Below are 15,285 nucleotides of genomic sequence, written 5' to 3'. Positions count from 1 at the left end.
TCTACTCTCCGTGACGACCAGGGGAGATGCGCGTACGGGGCGCATCCGGGCGGGCGCGGAGCGTGTGCGGGGGCGCGCGAGGTCGGGCCGGGAGGCGGTGGATGGGCCTCTCCGGAGCCCGCCCTCAGTCCGTCGTCAGGACGACGTTCTCGAGCGGTTCTCCCGCCGCGAACCGGGTCAGCTGCGCGGCGAGCAGTCGCTTGGCCCGCGGCCAGAAGGCGGATGTGGAGCCGCCGACGTGCGGGCTGACGAGTACTCCCGGAGCGTGCCACAACGGGTGCCCCTGGGGCAGGGGTTCGGGATCGGTGACGTCGAGAGCGGCGGTGATCCGGCCGCTCTCCAGTTCGGCCAGGAGCGCCTCGGTGTCGACGACGGCCCCGCGCGCGACGTTCACGAGGAGGGCGCCGTCCTTGAGTCGTGCCAGGAAGGCCGCGTTCGCGAGACCACGCGTCGCCTCGTTGAGCGGCGTCGAAAGGATCACCACGTCCGCGTCGGGGAGCAGCGCCGATAGCTCGGTGAGCGGGTGCACGGGGCCGCGTGCGGTGGTGCGGGCGGAGCGTGCGACGCGCACCACCCGCGCGCACTCGAAGGGAGCGAGCCGGTCCTCGATGGCGGAGCCGATCGACCCGTACCCGATGATCAGTACGTTCTTGTCGGCGAGCGCCGGATAGAAACCGGAGCGCCACTCCTCGCTCTCCTGTCCCCGCACGAACCCGGGGATGCCCCTCAGAGACGCCAGGATCAGGGCGAGGGTGAGCTCGGCGGTGCTCGCCTCGTGCACACCGCGCGCGTTGCACAGCCGCACGCCCGACGGGAGCGCCTTGAGGCCTCCCTGAACGTGGTCGACGCCGGCGGAGAGCGTCTGCACGGCCCGTACGGACGTCATCTCCGCCATGGGGCGTACGCCGACGTCCGCGCCCTTCATGTAGGGGACCACGTAGAAGGCGCAGTCGGCCGGGTCGGCGGGAAAGTCGGGGCCGCCGTCCCAGAAGCGGTAGTTGAGCCCCTCGGGAAGCCCGGGGACCTCGTCTTCACGGAACGGGAGCCAAACGTCGGCGGATACCTCAGCACTCATGGTCAGGAGGCTAATGGGAGGTGGGCTGTGCGCGGCGGGCCGGGTCCCAGAGGTTAGTTTGGGTGCCTCTCGAACACGCAGGGGGAGGCTACTTCCAGGTGGAGCGCAGGACGATCGGGGCGGCAGCGCTCGAGGTGGGCGCGATCGGGCTCGGGTGCATGCCGATGAGCTGGGCCTACACCGGCTCGCGGCAACGGGGGGACGAGTCCGTGCGCACGGTGCATGCCGCGCTGGACCGGGGGTCGACCCTGCTGGACACGGCGGACATGTACGGGCCGTTCACGAACGAGCTGCTGCTCGGACGGGTCCTGAAGGAGCGCCGGGGCGACGCCTTCGTGTCGACCAAGTGCGGGCTGCTCGTCGGGGAGCAGCACATCGTCGCCAACGGCCGGCCCGGGTATGTGAAGCGGGCCTGCGACGCGTCGCTGCGGCGGCTCCAGACCGACACGATCGATCTGTACCAGCTGCACCGGGCCGACCCCGAGGTGCCCGTCGAGGAGACGTGGGGCGCCATGGCGGAACTGGTGGGCGCGGGGAAGGTGAGGGCGCTCGGGCTGTGCGCGGTGGGGGCGCGGGCGACACGGCGGGGCGGGGCCGGGCTGCATGCGGGAACGATCCGGCAGCTGGAGCGGGTGCAGCAGGTGTTCCCGGTGAGCGCGGTGGAGGCCGAGCTCTCGGTGTGGTCGCCGGAGGCCCTGAAGACGCTTCTGCCGTGGTGCGAGGCGCGGGGCGTGGGGTTCCTCGCGGCGATGCCGCTGGGCAACGGCTTCCTCACGGGCACGCTGACGCCTGGGCAGGGCTTCGAACCGGACGATCTGCGGGCCCGGCATCCCCGGTTCACCGCGGAGATGATGGCGGCCAACCAGCCGATCGTGGCGGGCCTGCGCCGGATTGCCGCGCGGCACGGGGACGAGGTGACTCCGGCGCAGGTGGCGTTGGCGTGGGTACTGAGCCGCGGACAGCACGTGGTCCCGGTGCCGGGTGCCAAGCGGGAGCGGTGGGCGGCGGAGAACGCTGCGGCTGCGGAGCTGCGGCTCACGGACCGTGATCTGGCGGAGATCGGGGAGCTGCCGCGGGCTCGGGGGTCTTGGGACTGACTCGGGGGTCTTGGGACTGAGGGGGAGCTCTTGGACTGGGGGCCGAGGACGGAAGTTCTGGGGGCTGAGGGGGGGGAATTCTGAGGACTGGGGGAGTTTTGACGGCTGGGGCTGTGAGAGCGGCGGGCGGGAGTGGGTTGGTCCGAACGCGTCGGGGTTGATCGGGAACCTGCGGGGTGGCTGCGGTGTATGAACAGTAGAACCGCAGCACAGAAGAGCAGCCCAGTCCGCAGCGTCGAGGGGATCCGATCGTGCAACGTCCAGGTGTGCAGCCCGTCTTGGCCGTGTTGGCCTGCGCCTCGATCCTGTTCACGGCGGGGTGTTCCTCGGGTGACGACGGCCCGTCGGGCAGCCGGCACAGCGCCTCCCCCGGCTCGTCCGAACCAGGAACGTCCGCTTCCGGGCGCGCAGGGGGCGACACCGGTCCGGTGAAGGGTTCGGTGAAGGTGGTGCGCACGGTCGCCGAAGGCCTGAATTCCCCCTGGGGCCTGGCTCCGCTGCCGGGCGGCGGCCTGCTGGTGTCCTCGCGAGACAAGGCGACGATCACGCGGGTCGACACGAAGACGGGCAGGAAGACCGAGGTCGGCACCGTGCCCGGGGTGGTCCCTGGCGGCGAGGGCGGACTGCTCGGCCTGGCTCTCTCCCCGTCGTTCGCCTCCGACCACTGGCTCTACGCGTACTTCACCGCGAAGTCGGACAACCGCATCGTGCGGATGCGGTACGACGCGAAGAAGCCGCCGGGCGATCAGCTGGGCGCGCCCGAGACGGTGTTCAAGGGCATCCCGAAGGGCACGAACCACGACGGTGGACGCATCGCGTTCGGCCCGGACAAGCTGCTCTACGCGGGCACGGGCGAGACGTACGTGACGAAGTACGCCCAGGACAAGAAGTCCCCGGGCGGCAAGATCCTCCGGATGACCCCGGACGGCAGACCGGCGCCCGGAAACCCCTTCGGCGACTCCGTGGTCTATACGTACGGTCACCGCAATGTGCAGGGGCTCGCCTGGGACAAGGACAAGCGGCTGTGGGCCTCGGAGTTCGGCCAGGACACGTGGGACGAGCTCAACCTGATCGTGCCGGGTGACAACTACGGCTGGCCCGACGTGGAGGGCAAGAGCGGCAAGTCCGGCTTCCACGACCCGGTGGCCGTGTGGCACACGTCCGAGGCGTCACCGAGCGGCATCGCCTACGCGGAGGGCTCGGTCTGGATGGCGGGCCTGAGAGGCGAGCGGCTGTGGCGGATCCCCCTGAAGGGGGCTGAGGTGGCGGCGGAGCCCCAGTCCTTCCTCATCGACGAGGCGACCGAGCAGGGCAAGTACGGGAGGTTGCGCACGGTGGTCGCCGCGGGCACGAACAAGCTGTGGCTGACGACGAGCAACACGGACTCGAGAGGCACGCCCCGGAAGGGCGACGACCGGATCCTGGAGCTCGAGGTGTCCTGAACGGCGGGGCAGGCCCCGGTCCCGGGCGGGGCGGGAGCGGAACCAGGGGCTCAGGTCTCGCCGTCGGAGGGGGCCGTGGGGGCGAGGCCGGGCGCGTCCGCCTCGGGGGCCGGCTCCCCGGACTCCGCTTCGTCCGTCGGGTCCGGTGGGGTCTGGGCGGGGATGCGGACCACCACCTTGCCGGAGGTGAGGTCTATGGGGCCGCGCCCCGGGTCGCCGTCGTTGAGGTCGACGCGGGTCAGCTCCAGCCGTTTGCGCTCCTCGTTGGTGTGCTTGCGGCCGGGCGAGAACAGCTCCTCGAACATGTTGAACACGGCGCCTCCGGGTGGCCGAGACCTCAGTCCAGCGTACGACAGCGCGAAATTTCACCCATCGTGACGATCCCGTCGCGCCCTGGGGCTCAGCCCGTCGGCGCGAACAGTCTCAGGCGGTGGGCCAGGGCGGCTGCCTCGCCGCGGCCGGCGACGCCCAGCTTGGCGAGGATGTTGGAGACGTGGACGCTCGCCGTCTTCGGGGAGATGAAGAGCTCCCCGGCGATCTGGCGGTTGCTGCGTCCGGCGGCGACGAGGCGCAGGACGTCGCGTTCGCGGCTGGTCAGGCCGAGTTCCTCGGCGGGGTCGGCAGGGATCTGGGGGCGTGGCGCGGCGGGGTTCAGGGTGAGACGGGCGCGCTGGGCGAGGAGGGCGACCGCTTCGGTGAGCGGGCGCGCTCCGAGGTGGTCGGCGACGGCTCCGGCGAGCCGCAGCAGTTCCGTGGCCCGCTCCCTCTCGTCCTCGAACGTGGCGGCTGCCGCGAGGAGTGATTCCGCCGCGCGGAAGCGGACTCGGGCGAGGTCGTGGGGGCGGTCGAGCGACTCGAAGGAGGTGAGGGGATGGGACCAGTCGTCAGGCGTGTCGCGGCCTTCGGCGCGCAGGAGTTCGGCGCGGACCCACTGTTCGTGGGCGAGCCACACGGGCATGGGTGTGGCCAGGCGCTTGGCGGCGGTGCGGATGCGGTCGACGGCTCCGGCGCGGCCGGGCTCCGCGGTCGGCAGGCCCCGCGCGTCGGCCTCGGCGACGGCGGCCGCGACGAGGAGGGGCCAGGCGTAGCGCTGGTTGCTGGGCGGGATGCCCTCGCCGACGACGCGGGCAAGTTCGGCGCGGGCGTCGAGGAGTCCCTGGGTGCCACCGGCGGCGGCCGCGATGCCTACGGCGAGGGCGGACAGGGGCAGCGCGTACTGGGGCATGGTGTCGTGGGTGCCGTAGGTGGCGCGGGCAGCGGTGAGCTGGGCGCCCGCCTCGGCATGGTCGCCGCGGCCGAGGGCGACAGCCGCGCGGCGGAGGGCGGCCGTGCCGCGGGGCTTGGCGCTCAGGGCGGAAGACCGCAGCGCTGTGTCGACGACGGCGTCGGCCTCGGTCCAGCGGCCCAGGGAGGTGAGGGACTCGGCCATGTTGGTCAGGACCCAGCCCTCCGAGTCGAGGAGACCGTACCGACGGCACAGGTCCATGCCCGACTCGGCGACGGTCACGGACTCGAGGGAGCGGCCCGCGCTCTCCAGAGCGGAGGCGAGATTGATGTGGACGCGGCCGACCTGCGGGACGAGGCCGATCTCGACGACCCGGTCGCGGACGGCGTACATCTCGGCCAAGCCCCGGTCGGCCTCGCCCGCGTCGACGAGGAGGCTGCCGAGGGTGAGTCTCGCGTTCAGTTCGATGTCCTCGGCTTTGACCATGCGGGCGTATTCGACGGCCCGTTCGGCGGCGGCCAGGGTCTCCTCGCCGGGGTTGTGGAGCATGCCCCAGGAGGCGACGTTGGTGAGGACCTCGGCGTGCACCTCGGACGGCGGCAGTCCGCGTACGAGTTCCTGAGCCGTGGCGATCTCGGCCCAGCCGTCGCCGCGGCCGAGGGACGGGACGAGGCGGGAGCGCTGGATCCAGAACCAGGCGGCGCGCAGGGGGTCCTTCTCGTCGTCGGCGTCGTCGATGAGGCGCAGGGCGCGCTTGGTGATCTTGAGGGAGCGTTCGCGTTCGCCGCACAGGCGGCCGGCGACGGCGGCCTCGGCCATCAGGTCGAGATAGCGCAGGGGGGTGGTGGCGGGGTCGCAGCCGCAGGGCGGGTAGACCTCGGTGTAGTCGACGGGGCGCAGTTCGGCGCGGATGTCCTCGGGGGTCTCGTCCCAGAGGTTCATCGCCCTTTCCAGGAGCCGCAGTTGCTCGGAGTAGGCGTGCCGCCGGCGGGCCTCGACGGATGCGTCGAGGACGGCGGGCAGGGCCTTGGCCGGGTCGTGGGCGTGGTACCAGTAGCTCGCGAGGCGCGTGACGCGTTCGTCGGCGCGGACGAGGGAGGGGTCGGCCTCGAGTGCCTCGGCGTAGCGGCGGCTGAGGCGGGAGCGTTCGCCGGGCAGGAGGTCGTCGCCGACGGCCTCGCGGACCAGGGAGTGGCGGAAGCGGTAGCCGTCCCCGTCGGGGGTGGCGAGCAGGATGTTGGCGCCGACGGCGGCGCGCAGGGCCTCGATCAGTTCGTCCTCGCCGAGCCGGGCGACGGCGGCGAGCAGCGCGTACTCGACGGTGGAGCCGCCCTCGGCGACGATCCTGGCCACGCGCTGGGCGCCGTCGGGAAGGCTCTCGACGCGGACGAGGAGCACGTCGCGCAGCGTTTCGGACAGGCCGGTGCAGCTGCCCTCGCTGGTGGCGACGGCCAGTTCCTCGACGAAGAACGCGTTGCCGTCGGAGCGCTCGAAGATGTCGTCGACCTGGGCCTGTTCGGGCTCGGCGGCGAAGATCCCGGCGACCTGGCGGGCCACCTCGTCGCGGCTGAAGCGGTCGAGTTCGAGGCGGGTGACGGTGCGCAGGCGGTCGAGTTCGGCGAGGAGCGGGCGCAGAGGGTGGCGGCGGTGGACGTCGTCGGCGCGGTACGTGGCCACGATGACGAGGCGGCCGCTGCGCAGCGTACGGAAGAGGTAGGAGAGAAGGTGGCGCGTGGAGGCGTCCGCCCAGTGGAGGTCTTCCAGGACGACGAGGACGGTGCGGTCCGCGGCGACGCGTTCCAGCAGACGGGCCGTCAGCTCGAAGAGCCGGGCCATGCTCTCCTCGTCGTGGCGTCCGTCGCGTCCGGTCGGCGCCGGGGAGAGTTCGGGCAGGAGCCGTGCGAGTTCGGTCTCCTGTCCGGCGGCCGCCGCGACGAACTCCTCGGGCAGCAGTCGGCGCAGGGCGCGCAGAGCGGTCGAGAAGGGGGCGAACGGAAGCCCGTCCGCACCGATCTCGACGCATCCGCCGAGCGCGACGACGGCGCCCTCGCGTCGTGCGGCGAGCGCGAACTCCTCGACGAGACGGGTCTTTCCGACCCCCGCCTCCCCGCCGAGCAGCATGGCCTGCGGCTCCCCCGTGGTGGCACGGGCGAGCGCCTTGTTGAGTACTCCCAGCTCGCCGGCGCGGCCGACGAACACCGGGCTGACGCACCTGGTCTCCACAGGGGCGAGCATCGCACAGGGGTCCGACGCAGCGGCACCCGTTATCGCCGAGGGCAGAGTCGGGCGCGGGTCAGCGACCTCGATATGCCTGTCGGCTGCGCCGGAGTTGGAGCTGAAGTTGAAAGGGAGGACCACACCCGTGTGGCCCTCCCCCGGCTCTGCCCTCATCGTCAGGCCGCACGTGCGAAACGCGAACGGCGTGAGCGCGGACTGTTCACCCGCCCCTCCGCGTCCTGGCCGGCAGAAGCGGCGCGGCGCTCCGCGCGCCGGCTGCGCCGGGCCTCGCGGACCAGGCGGCTGTGCTCGGCCTGGCGGACCAGTTCGGCGGCGCGGACCTGGTGGATCTCGTACTCGTACATCTGGTGCTCCCTGGTGGCGAGTGGGTTTCGGCTTCGCTTTCTGCGATGCCTCAACACTCGTCTCCCAGGGGGGTCCGCCACATCGGGAGAGTGCCGCATGTCCCGGGTACGGGGTGCCTTAGATGTACCTCAGGGGTGCCTCAGACCGGCCTGAGGCACCCCCGACCCGGTCTGAGGCACCCCCGCCGCACGTCTCAGGAAGCAGGAATCAGGAAGAGGTCGAGGGAAGCGCCATAAGGATGTCGGTGTACTTCGCCACGGCGAGAAGCAGACCGAGGATGCCGAGGGAGACACCCGCCCACGCGACCGACTTGATCCACACGGCCTGCGGCCTGCCCGGGGCGCCGAACGCGGGCCTGGCCAGGACGACCGCGCCGACGATCAGCGCGAGGAGCGCGAAGATGCCGCCGACCAGGGCGGTGGCGTGCCACGAGTCGCCGTAGACCTCGGAGACCTGCTTGGCGACGCTCGCGCTCTGCGAGGTCTGGAGCTGGCCGATCAGGGACTCGCGGGCCGAGGCGACGGTCGCGACCCAGCTGCCGCTGAGTGCGACGACGCCGAGTGCCGCGGAGACGACGGCGCCGGCGCCCTGCCCCGCACCGGAGGAGTCCTCCACGGGCGCGGCGGTCGCGAACGGCTCGTCGTCGAGGTCCGCGTCCGTGCCCTCGGCGGCGTCGGCGGCGTCGGTGCCTTCGGCCTCCTTGGTGACCTCGATGACCTCAGGACTCTCGTCAGCAGTCTCAGCGGCCTCGGCGGTGGTGGACTCAGGGGTCTCGGTCGTCTCGTCATCAGTCTTCGTAACCATGCCCCGCACCGTACGGACGGAGTCTGAGAGCTCTCTTAACGAGCTGAGTCCTGGCTGAGACCGGCCTGTGCCGGGCCTGTGTGCGGCCGGGGCACTCGTCCGATCAGGCGCGTACCAGTACACGTCGATAGAATTCGGACATGGCAGAGCGGCCCGTCGCGTCGACTGCGCCCGAGCTTGTGCTCGAAACCGATGCCGGACCCACGGTGATGAGCCCGAGCAGGGACTACCACGTCGGTCGCGACCCCCTGAGTGACATCGTCATCGACGACGTCCGCGTCTCGTGGCACCACGCGGTGCTCCGGCCCGTCGCCGACCACTGGTCTCTGGAGGACGAGGACAGTACGAACGGCACGTACACCGGGGGCCGGCGCATCCACGAGTCCGGGGTGGGACCCGGGACGGTCATCAGGTTCGGTCACCCCGCGGACGGGCCGCGCGCCGTACTGGTCGGCCATGAGCCATCGCCACCGCCACCCAAACCCGTGACGGATCACCTGGCGGATCAAGTACCGGACCGCATTCCTGATCACGTACTTGATCAGGTGTCAGCTACACCCCGCGCCCCCGAACGGCCCTCCTCCGTCTCCATGCCCGGCGCGACCGGCACGTTCCGGCAGCCGACGACCGTGCGGCCGCTGCCCGCCCGCACCGTGCGCATCGGCCGCAGCGCCGACAACGACCTCGTGGTCGACGACCTGATCGTCTCCCGCCGCCACGCGGAGCTGCGGGCGCAGCCCGACGGCACATACGAGATCGTCGACCTCGGTTCGCACAACGGCACCTACCTCAACGGCACACCGGTCTCCCGCGCCCGGGTCTCGCCCGGGGACATCGTGGGCATCGGCCACTCCGCGTTCTGCCTGGTCGGCGACACGCTGCAGGAGTTCGTCGACACCGGCGACGTCTCGCTCGACGTCCAGGGCCTGGCGGTCACCGTGGACCGGGGCCGCAAGACGCTCCTCGATCACGTCTCGTTCCCGGTCGGCGAGAAGTGCCTGCTCGCTGTCGTGGGCCCGAGCGGCGCGGGCAAGTCCACACTGCTCAACGCGCTGACCGGGCTGCGCCCCGCCGATCAGGGCACGGTCCTGTACGACGGCCGTGACCTGTACCGCGACTACGCCGAACTGCGCCAGCGCATCGGGCTCGTGCCGCAGGACGACATCCTGCACTCCCAGCTGACCGTGCACCGGGCCCTCGGCTACGCGGCCGAACTCCGCTTCCCGCAGGACACCGAGAAGTCGGAACGGCGCGACCGCGTCGATGAGGTCGTCCGCGAGCTGGGCCTCGAACAGCGGGCAACGCAGCCGATCCACAGCCTGTCCGGCGGTCAGCGCAAGCGCGTCAGCGTCGCCCTCGAACTGCTCACGAAGCCGTCACTGCTCTTCCTCGACGAGCCGACGTCCGGGCTCGACCCGGGCATGGACCGTTCGGTGATGCACATGCTGCGCGGCCTCGCGGACGACGGGCGGACCGTCATCGTCGTCACGCACAGCGTCCTCAGCCTGGAGGTGTGCGACCGGCTGCTGGTCCTCGCCCCCGGAGGGAAGATCGCGTTCTACGGCCCGCCGGGGGACGCGCTCGGGTTCTTCGGCTTCGAGGAGTGGCCGGAGGCGTTCGAGGCCTTCGAGAACGACAGCGACCGCGGCTGGGCGGAGGACTACAACGCGTCCCTGTTCCACCGTCAGTACATCGTGAACTCCACGGCGCAGCCCCGGCTGCCGACCGCCCCCTCGGCGGAGGTGGCGCCGCCGCCGAGGACCCGGAGCTGGGGAGCGCAGCTGAGGACGCTCGTACGCCGGTACGCGGCCGCGCTGAGCGCCGACCGGACCTTCCTCGTCATCATGATCGCGCTGCCTTTCGTCATGGGTGCGATGGTGCGTGCGCTGGCCGGCAGCCGTCTCACCCAGGAGTCGGCGATGAACGCGCTGCTCCTCCTGTGTGTGGGCGGTGTGCTCACGGGCGCCGCCAACGCCGTGCGCGAGCTGGTGAAGGAACGGGTGATCTACCAGCGGGAACGTGCCGTCGGGCTGTCCAGATCCGCGTATCTGATGTCCAAGGTCGTCGTCCTCGGCACGATCACGGTGCTTCAGGCCATCGTGCTGACGCTCGTCGGGCTCGTCGGTGTCGACCTCAACGCGCCAGGTGGCAAGGGAGTGTTGATGCCTCCGCTGGTGGAGATCACGCTGACCGTGGCCCTCCTGTCGTTCACGGCGATGATGCTCGGTCTGCTCGTGTCCGCGCTGGTGCGCAAGGAGGAGGTCACCATGCCGCTCCTGGTACTCCTCGCGATCATCCAGGTCGTGTTCTGCGGTGCGCTGCTCAAACTGCACGGGGTGCCCGGAATCGAGCAGTTGTCGTGGCTGGTCCCGTCGCGGTGGGCGCTCAGCGCGATGGCGGGCACGGTCGGTCTGTCCCGGATCGTGCCGGGGAAGCTGACGAGCGACCCCCTGTTCGAACACTCCGCCGGGGTGTGGCTGCTCAACATGGGGATGCTGGTCGTGCTCTCGGTCGTCTTCGGATTCGCCGTCGCGCGCCTGCTGCGCCGGCACGAGCCCGCCATCATGCGGAAGTAGCGGAGAGGCGCCCATGGCGACACCGGAGTTCCGCCCCACCCATGTCGTGCCCCCGGACGGGATGCCCGCCTGGGAGGAGCCGGACGTGTCCCGGCCCACGCAGCCGCTCGACCCGCTGCTCCCCGTCGAACTGGTCGACCGGCGCGCGGACTGGGGCCGGATCGTGTGCGCCAACGGCTGGTCGGCGTGGGTCGACGGTCGCCTGCTCGTCGCCGTGCCGCGCGACCCGCCGGAGGCCGGAAAGCCCATGGCCCGCACGGCGGATCCGCGCCCGCTGATGGCGCGCGTCGAGGAGGCTGCGGGCCAGTACCGGCGGGCCGCGCAGGAACTGGCCGAGGAGCGCATCGACGGGGAGACGTTCCAGCGCCGCACGCAGGGGCTGCGGGTGGGGATGGTCGTCGACGGCGAGGCGGTGTGGCTGTACGACGCCGAGCACGAGCGGTGGGTGTACTGCGACGGCACACAGCTGAGTACGTACGCGGTGGGGGCGGGACCGGGACGGCCGAGCGCGGCGCCACCGGCGCCCACGCCCACGCGGGCCGCGGACCCGTACACCGGCCCGTCCGAGGCACCCCCCGCCCCGGACCAGGCCCCGGCCCCCAACGCCCCCGAGCCCACACGCGTCGTCGACCCCGAGCAGATGACCGGCATCGACCCGGCCGAGCGCGAGCGCAGCACCCAGGCACCAGGTGACCGGTGATGACGGACGATCCGCAGTTGCCCGTCGGCCGACCGTCCGATCTGCTCGGGCGGCAGATCGCCGGGTACCGCGTGGAGAGCGAGATCGGCCGGGGCGGCATGGCGGTCGTCTACCGGGCCATGGACCTGCGCCTCGATCGCACCGTCGCGCTCAAGCTGCTCGCCCCCGAACTCGCCCGTAACGACACCTTCCGTAAGCGGTTCACGCACGAGTCGCGCGTCGCCGCCGCGATCGACCATCCGCACATCGTGCCGGTCTTCGAGGCCGGCGAGACCGAGGGCATCCTCTACATCGCCATGCGCTTCGTCGCGGGCCAGGACCTGCGCGCGCTCATCGACCGCCAGGGTCCGCTGCCCGTGGGGACGGCAGTACGGATCGCCGCGCAGGTCGCGTCCGCGCTCGACGCCGCCCACGACCACGACCTGGTGCACCGGGACGTGAAACCAGGCAACATCCTGGTCGCCGCGGGAACGGACAGCGACCACCCCGAGCACGTGTACCTCACCGACTTCGGCCTGACGAAGAAGTCGCTGTCGCTGACGGGGTTCACGTCCGTGGGCCAGTTCGTCGGCACGCTCGACTATGTGGCGCCCGAGCAGATCTCCGGCCGCCCGGTCGACGGCCGGTGCGACGTCTACAGCCTCGCCTGCGTCGTCCAGGAGACCCTGACCGGTCTGCCGCCGTTCCAGCGCGACGACGACATGGCGCTGCTGTGGGCCCACCAGTTCGACCCGCCGCCGCCCGTGACCGGGCCGCGTCCGGATCTCCCGGCGGCGATGAACGACGTACTCGCCAAGGCGCTGGCGAAGAGCCCCGACGACCGCTACGACTCGTGCCTCCAGTTCGTGGCGGCCCTGCGCGCGGCGGCCCGTGGCGGCGCCCGGGACGACCATCCCCCGACGCAGGTGAACGGCCGGATCAGTACGTGGTCCCCCAGGGCCGAGCCCCCGCCCGCACCCCCGCGATGGGCGCTGCCGGTCTTCACGGGCCTCGTGCGCTAGCCCGTCCCCTCCCTTCAGCTCAGCTCAGCTCCGGTCAACTCCGGTCCGGTTGCGCCGTCTCCACCTCTCCGCGCCGGTGGCGCCGGGACGCGAGCAGGCCGCCGAGGAACCCGGTGACCAGGCCCCACAGGACCGCGAGGCCGAGGGCGCTCCACACTTTCGGGCGGAGCGACACCTCGCCCCCGAGCCCGCCGCCCATGTCGCCGATGCCGAGGAGCGACAGGCCGTAGTGCGCGGAGACACGGGCGAGGAGGCAGATGGCGAGCACGGTCAGGACGAGGGCCACCGCCATGTGGAGGGCGTGCTGCCAGGCCCGCATCCGGGCGGGTGACCGCAGCGCCATGCCGAACGCGGCCGCCAGCGTCAGGATCGCGGCCACCGCGACCGACCACCAGATACGGCCGTCCTGCTCGGCGAGCGTCCTGACGTCGACGGTGGAGACGTCGGGCGTGCGGAGTACGGCGTCGAGGATGTGCGGCACGGGCAGGCCGAACGGACCCTCGACCTTGCCTTCCCAGGACGCTCCGAGGCCGATGGTGTAGCAGAACCAGACGAGGTTGGGCAGGCCGAGGAGGATCACGGCGAACGTCTCGGACGCGTGGCCGCGCGTCGCGGCGACGACGAGACCGATGACGACGCCCAGGGCCACGTACACGAGCAGCAGCGCCACCATCGCGTACGCGGCCGGGCGCACCGACTCCTGGAAGCGGACGAGGCGGGCGGGGAGCGGGGCGCCGCGCGACACGAGGACGGCGAGGATCATGACGCCCGCGAGCCACAGCAGGCCGAAGAGCAGCGTGAGGGGCAGGTTCGTCCGGAATCCGACCTTGGGTGCGCCGTCCAGGACGTCCTCGATGATGCCGCCGGTCGGGTCCGTGACGGGGATGGCGAAGTCCTGCCTGGCCAGGAGCGAGAGGACGATGAGCGCCACCACCCACGGCACGGCCACCCGCCCGGCCCAGCCGAGGAGTTCGCCGCCGCTCGCGATGGCCCGGTGGCGCAGGGGCCGCAGGAAGCCGGCGGCGATCACCAGTGCTCCGGCGAGGGTGACGGACAGGGGCAGAACCGAGATGTCGGCGTGTGTCTGGGCGAGTTCTCCGGCGTTTCCGGCCAGTTCGACGGAGCCGCCGGCCGCCATCACCACGACGGCGGCGACCACTCGGGGGAAGGAGTTCCCGGGAAGCCCGGCCGCGCCCGCGGCCCACAGACCGAGGGCGGCCGTGACCACCATGGCCACGAGCCCGGCGAGCACGGCCACGAGGGCCGCGACCCAGCCGTGTTTCGCGCTGCGCCTGGTGCCGGTCCGGCCGTCGGATGCCTGTTCGCTCACGGAGGCCACGCTAGGCAGGCGCCGGGCGGTCCGCCCCTCGGGAGGGCCGACCGCGTCGCGTCACGGACCGTACGAGTTCGGCTTGCGGGCCGTACGAGTACGGAGCACACAATGTGGAGGTAACGGGGTATAGGGGACTGCCGCCGGACCACGAGGCGGGTCCTCCCCCGTCCCGCCCCATGCCTCCTACGGTGAGAAGAAGCGCCCGTGAGTGACCGACCGACGGAGCCCGGCCGCCCCACCGGCCCCCCATCCGGCCCACTCTCGGGCCCGACCCAGCCCGCGTCCGTACCCCCACCGCCGCCCGGGCACCCCTCAGAACCACCGCCCGGCGAAGGCTCCGGCTCGGGCGCCGGTTCAGGCTCCGGCAGTACGGGCGGCGGCCCCGGCGGCACGCCACCCCCGGGCGACACCCCCCCGGGCGGCCCGCACCCCGATCGCCCCTGGTGGCGGTTCACGCCCAAGAAGCTCGTGGCACTCGGCGTCCTGATCGTCGCCGCAGTGGTCCTCACCGTCGTCCTCACCAGATCCGGCGGTGGCGGCGGAACCGCGGCCGGCGACGAGCTCTTCCTCCAGAGCGCCGATTCGTCCGGCCCCGACCCGTACACCGAGTCGAGCACCCGGAAGGGCGCCACCGCGACGACGCCGACCGCGCTGCCGAACGCCTCGGGGACCGGCCCGTCGGAGAACGCGAACATCGTCCGGGGCGTCGAGGGCTCCGCCCCCGGTCTGTACGGCGGCACCCGCAACGTCTCCAGCTGCGACGTGGAGAAGCAGATCCGCACGCTGGGCGCGGAGCCGGACAAGAACAAGGCGTTCGCCTCGGTCCTCGGTCTCGACCCGTCCCGCGTCCCCGCCTATCTGCGGTCGCTGACGCCGGTCCAGCTCCGCCTCGACACCCGGGTCACGAACCACGGCTTCCGCGACGGCGCGGCGACGACTTTCCAGTCCGTGCTGCAGTCCGGCACGGCCGTGCTCGTGAACGACCGCGGGGAGCCGCGCGTGCGGTGCTCGTGCGGGAATCCACTGCTCGCGCCGGTGCCTGTGCAGGGGTCGGTGAGGCGTCAGGGCAAGGCCTGGTCGGGGTACAAGTCGTCGAACGTGGTGGTCGTGTCGCCGGCGCCGCAGCCGGTGAACAAGTTCGTGATGTACGACCCGGAGACCGGGGGCTGGTTCACCCGAACCGCGGGGACCGTGGGCGGCAGCGACCAGAAGACCACGCCGCGAACCCCGCCCGGGGTCTCCCCCTCCAACGCCTCGACAGCCTCGTCGTCCGAGACGTCACAGTCGTCCTCGTCCCAGTCATCCGAGTCGTCGCAGCCGCCGTCGTCCGAGGCACCCGGAGCGTCGTCGGCCCCGCCGTCGAGCGCAGAGTCCCCCGCCCCCGAGTCACCCGCCTCACAACCGGCGAGCTAGGGCCTTTCGTTTGGATCGGGCCCCGTGAGCCCGGCA

Annotated in this window: 12 protein-coding genes; 6 read left to right on the top strand and 6 right to left on the bottom strand. The window is 72.0% G+C overall.

Annotated elements, in window-relative coordinates:
* Positions 1–124: 124 nt before the first annotated feature.
* A complete protein-coding gene (locus tag ACWFR4_RS22105; RefSeq protein ID WP_453463891.1) occupies positions 125–1,075 on the bottom strand; it encodes a 2-hydroxyacid dehydrogenase in 951 nt (316 codons plus the stop codon).
* 98 nt (positions 1,076–1,173) lie between these two features.
* Between ACWFR4_RS22105 and ACWFR4_RS22100 the strand changes: the two genes are divergently transcribed.
* Both ACWFR4_RS22100 and ACWFR4_RS22095 read left to right on the top strand, forming a co-directional pair.
* Entirely contained in the window at positions 1,174–2,172 is a 999-nt protein-coding gene (locus tag ACWFR4_RS22100; protein WP_453654204.1) for an aldo/keto reductase, read from the top strand.
* Positions 2,173–2,438: 266 nt separating this feature from the next.
* Positions 2,439–3,614 (top strand): PQQ-dependent sugar dehydrogenase, encoded by a 1,176-nt coding sequence (locus tag ACWFR4_RS22095; RefSeq protein WP_453654109.1) that lies wholly within the window; start codon positions 2,439–2,441, stop codon positions 3,612–3,614.
* Positions 3,615–3,664: 50 nt separating this feature from the next.
* On the opposite strand, the gene ACWFR4_RS22090 is transcribed toward ACWFR4_RS22095, so the two are convergent.
* The 4 genes from ACWFR4_RS22090 to ACWFR4_RS22075 all read right to left on the bottom strand — a co-directional run bounded on the left by ACWFR4_RS22090 (position 3,665) and on the right by ACWFR4_RS22075 (position 8,226).
* Complete coding sequence (locus ACWFR4_RS22090) at positions 3,665–3,919, bottom strand: DUF6191 domain-containing protein (RefSeq protein WP_453654202.1); 255 nt, start codon at positions 3,917–3,919, stop codon at positions 3,665–3,667.
* A gap of 95 nt (positions 3,920–4,014) precedes the next feature.
* The gene (locus tag ACWFR4_RS22085; protein ID WP_453463885.1) at positions 4,015–7,074 is read right to left on the bottom strand and encodes a helix-turn-helix transcriptional regulator; all 3,060 of its coding nucleotides are present in this window, start codon (positions 7,072–7,074) and stop codon (positions 4,015–4,017) included.
* A gap of 158 nt (positions 7,075–7,232) precedes the next feature.
* Positions 7,233–7,421 carry a hypothetical protein gene (locus ACWFR4_RS22080; protein ID WP_453463882.1) on the bottom strand — a complete coding sequence of 63 codons (189 nt, stop codon included), beginning with the start codon at positions 7,419–7,421 and terminating at the stop codon, positions 7,233–7,235.
* A 208-nt stretch (positions 7,422–7,629) separates the two neighbouring features.
* Complete coding sequence (locus ACWFR4_RS22075; protein WP_453463879.1) at positions 7,630–8,226, bottom strand: hypothetical protein; 597 nt, start codon at positions 8,224–8,226, stop codon at positions 7,630–7,632.
* A 140-nt stretch (positions 8,227–8,366) separates the two neighbouring features.
* On the opposite strand from ACWFR4_RS22075, the gene ACWFR4_RS22070 reads away from it, so the two are divergent.
* From ACWFR4_RS22070 to ACWFR4_RS22060, 3 genes are read left to right on the top strand one after another with little or no spacing between them, the layout of a single operon-like run.
* Positions 8,367–10,802 (top strand): FHA domain-containing protein, encoded by a 2,436-nt coding sequence (locus tag ACWFR4_RS22070; RefSeq protein WP_453654107.1) that lies wholly within the window; start codon positions 8,367–8,369, stop codon positions 10,800–10,802.
* A gap of 13 nt (positions 10,803–10,815) precedes the next feature.
* On the top strand, positions 10,816–11,502 hold the full coding sequence (locus ACWFR4_RS22065) for a hypothetical protein (RefSeq protein WP_453654105.1): 687 nt from the start codon (positions 10,816–10,818) through the stop codon (positions 11,500–11,502).
* The gene (locus tag ACWFR4_RS22060; protein WP_453463870.1) at positions 11,502–12,503 is read left to right on the top strand and encodes a serine/threonine-protein kinase; all 1,002 of its coding nucleotides are present in this window, start codon (positions 11,502–11,504) and stop codon (positions 12,501–12,503) included. The genes ACWFR4_RS22065 and ACWFR4_RS22060 overlap by 1 nt, the downstream gene beginning before the upstream one ends.
* 34 nt (positions 12,504–12,537) lie before the next feature.
* Here the strand turns inward: ACWFR4_RS22060 and ACWFR4_RS22055 are convergent, their stop codons facing one another.
* Positions 12,538–13,833 (bottom strand): streptophobe family protein, encoded by a 1,296-nt coding sequence (locus tag ACWFR4_RS22055; protein ID WP_453654104.1) that lies wholly within the window; start codon positions 13,831–13,833, stop codon positions 12,538–12,540.
* Positions 13,834–14,040: 207 nt separating this feature from the next.
* On the opposite strand from ACWFR4_RS22055, the gene ACWFR4_RS22050 reads away from it, so the two are divergent.
* Positions 14,041–15,249, top strand: coding sequence for a DUF6777 domain-containing protein (locus ACWFR4_RS22050; protein WP_453654102.1), 1,209 nt, complete (start codon positions 14,041–14,043; stop codon positions 15,247–15,249).
* The last annotated feature ends 36 nt before the right edge of the window (positions 15,250–15,285 follow it).

Source organism: Streptomyces sp. NPDC055140 (assembly GCF_053607285.1).
This window is presented reverse-complemented; position numbering and strand designations above follow the sequence as displayed.

Coding starts and splice junctions, on each gene's coding strand:
- ACWFR4_RS22060 (WP_453463870.1), top strand. CDS start 11,502: ATGACGGACGATCCGCAGTTGCCCGTCGGCCGACCGTCCGATCTGCTC.
- ACWFR4_RS22070 (WP_453654107.1), top strand. CDS start 8,367: ATGGCAGAGCGGCCCGTCGCGTCGACTGCGCCCGAGCTTGTGCTCGAA.
- ACWFR4_RS22085 (WP_453463885.1), bottom strand. CDS start 7,074: ATGCTCGCCCCTGTGGAGACCAGGTGCGTCAGCCCGGTGTTCGTCGGC.
- ACWFR4_RS22105 (WP_453463891.1), bottom strand. CDS start 1,075: ATGAGTGCTGAGGTATCCGCCGACGTTTGGCTCCCGTTCCGTGAAGAC.
- ACWFR4_RS22090 (WP_453654202.1), bottom strand. CDS start 3,919: ATGTTCGAGGAGCTGTTCTCGCCCGGCCGCAAGCACACCAACGAGGAG.
- ACWFR4_RS22080 (WP_453463882.1), bottom strand. CDS start 7,421: ATGTACGAGTACGAGATCCACCAGGTCCGCGCCGCCGAACTGGTCCGC.
- ACWFR4_RS22075 (WP_453463879.1), bottom strand. CDS start 8,226: ATGGTTACGAAGACTGATGACGAGACGACCGAGACCCCTGAGTCCACC.
- ACWFR4_RS22065 (WP_453654105.1), top strand. CDS start 10,816: ATGGCGACACCGGAGTTCCGCCCCACCCATGTCGTGCCCCCGGACGGG.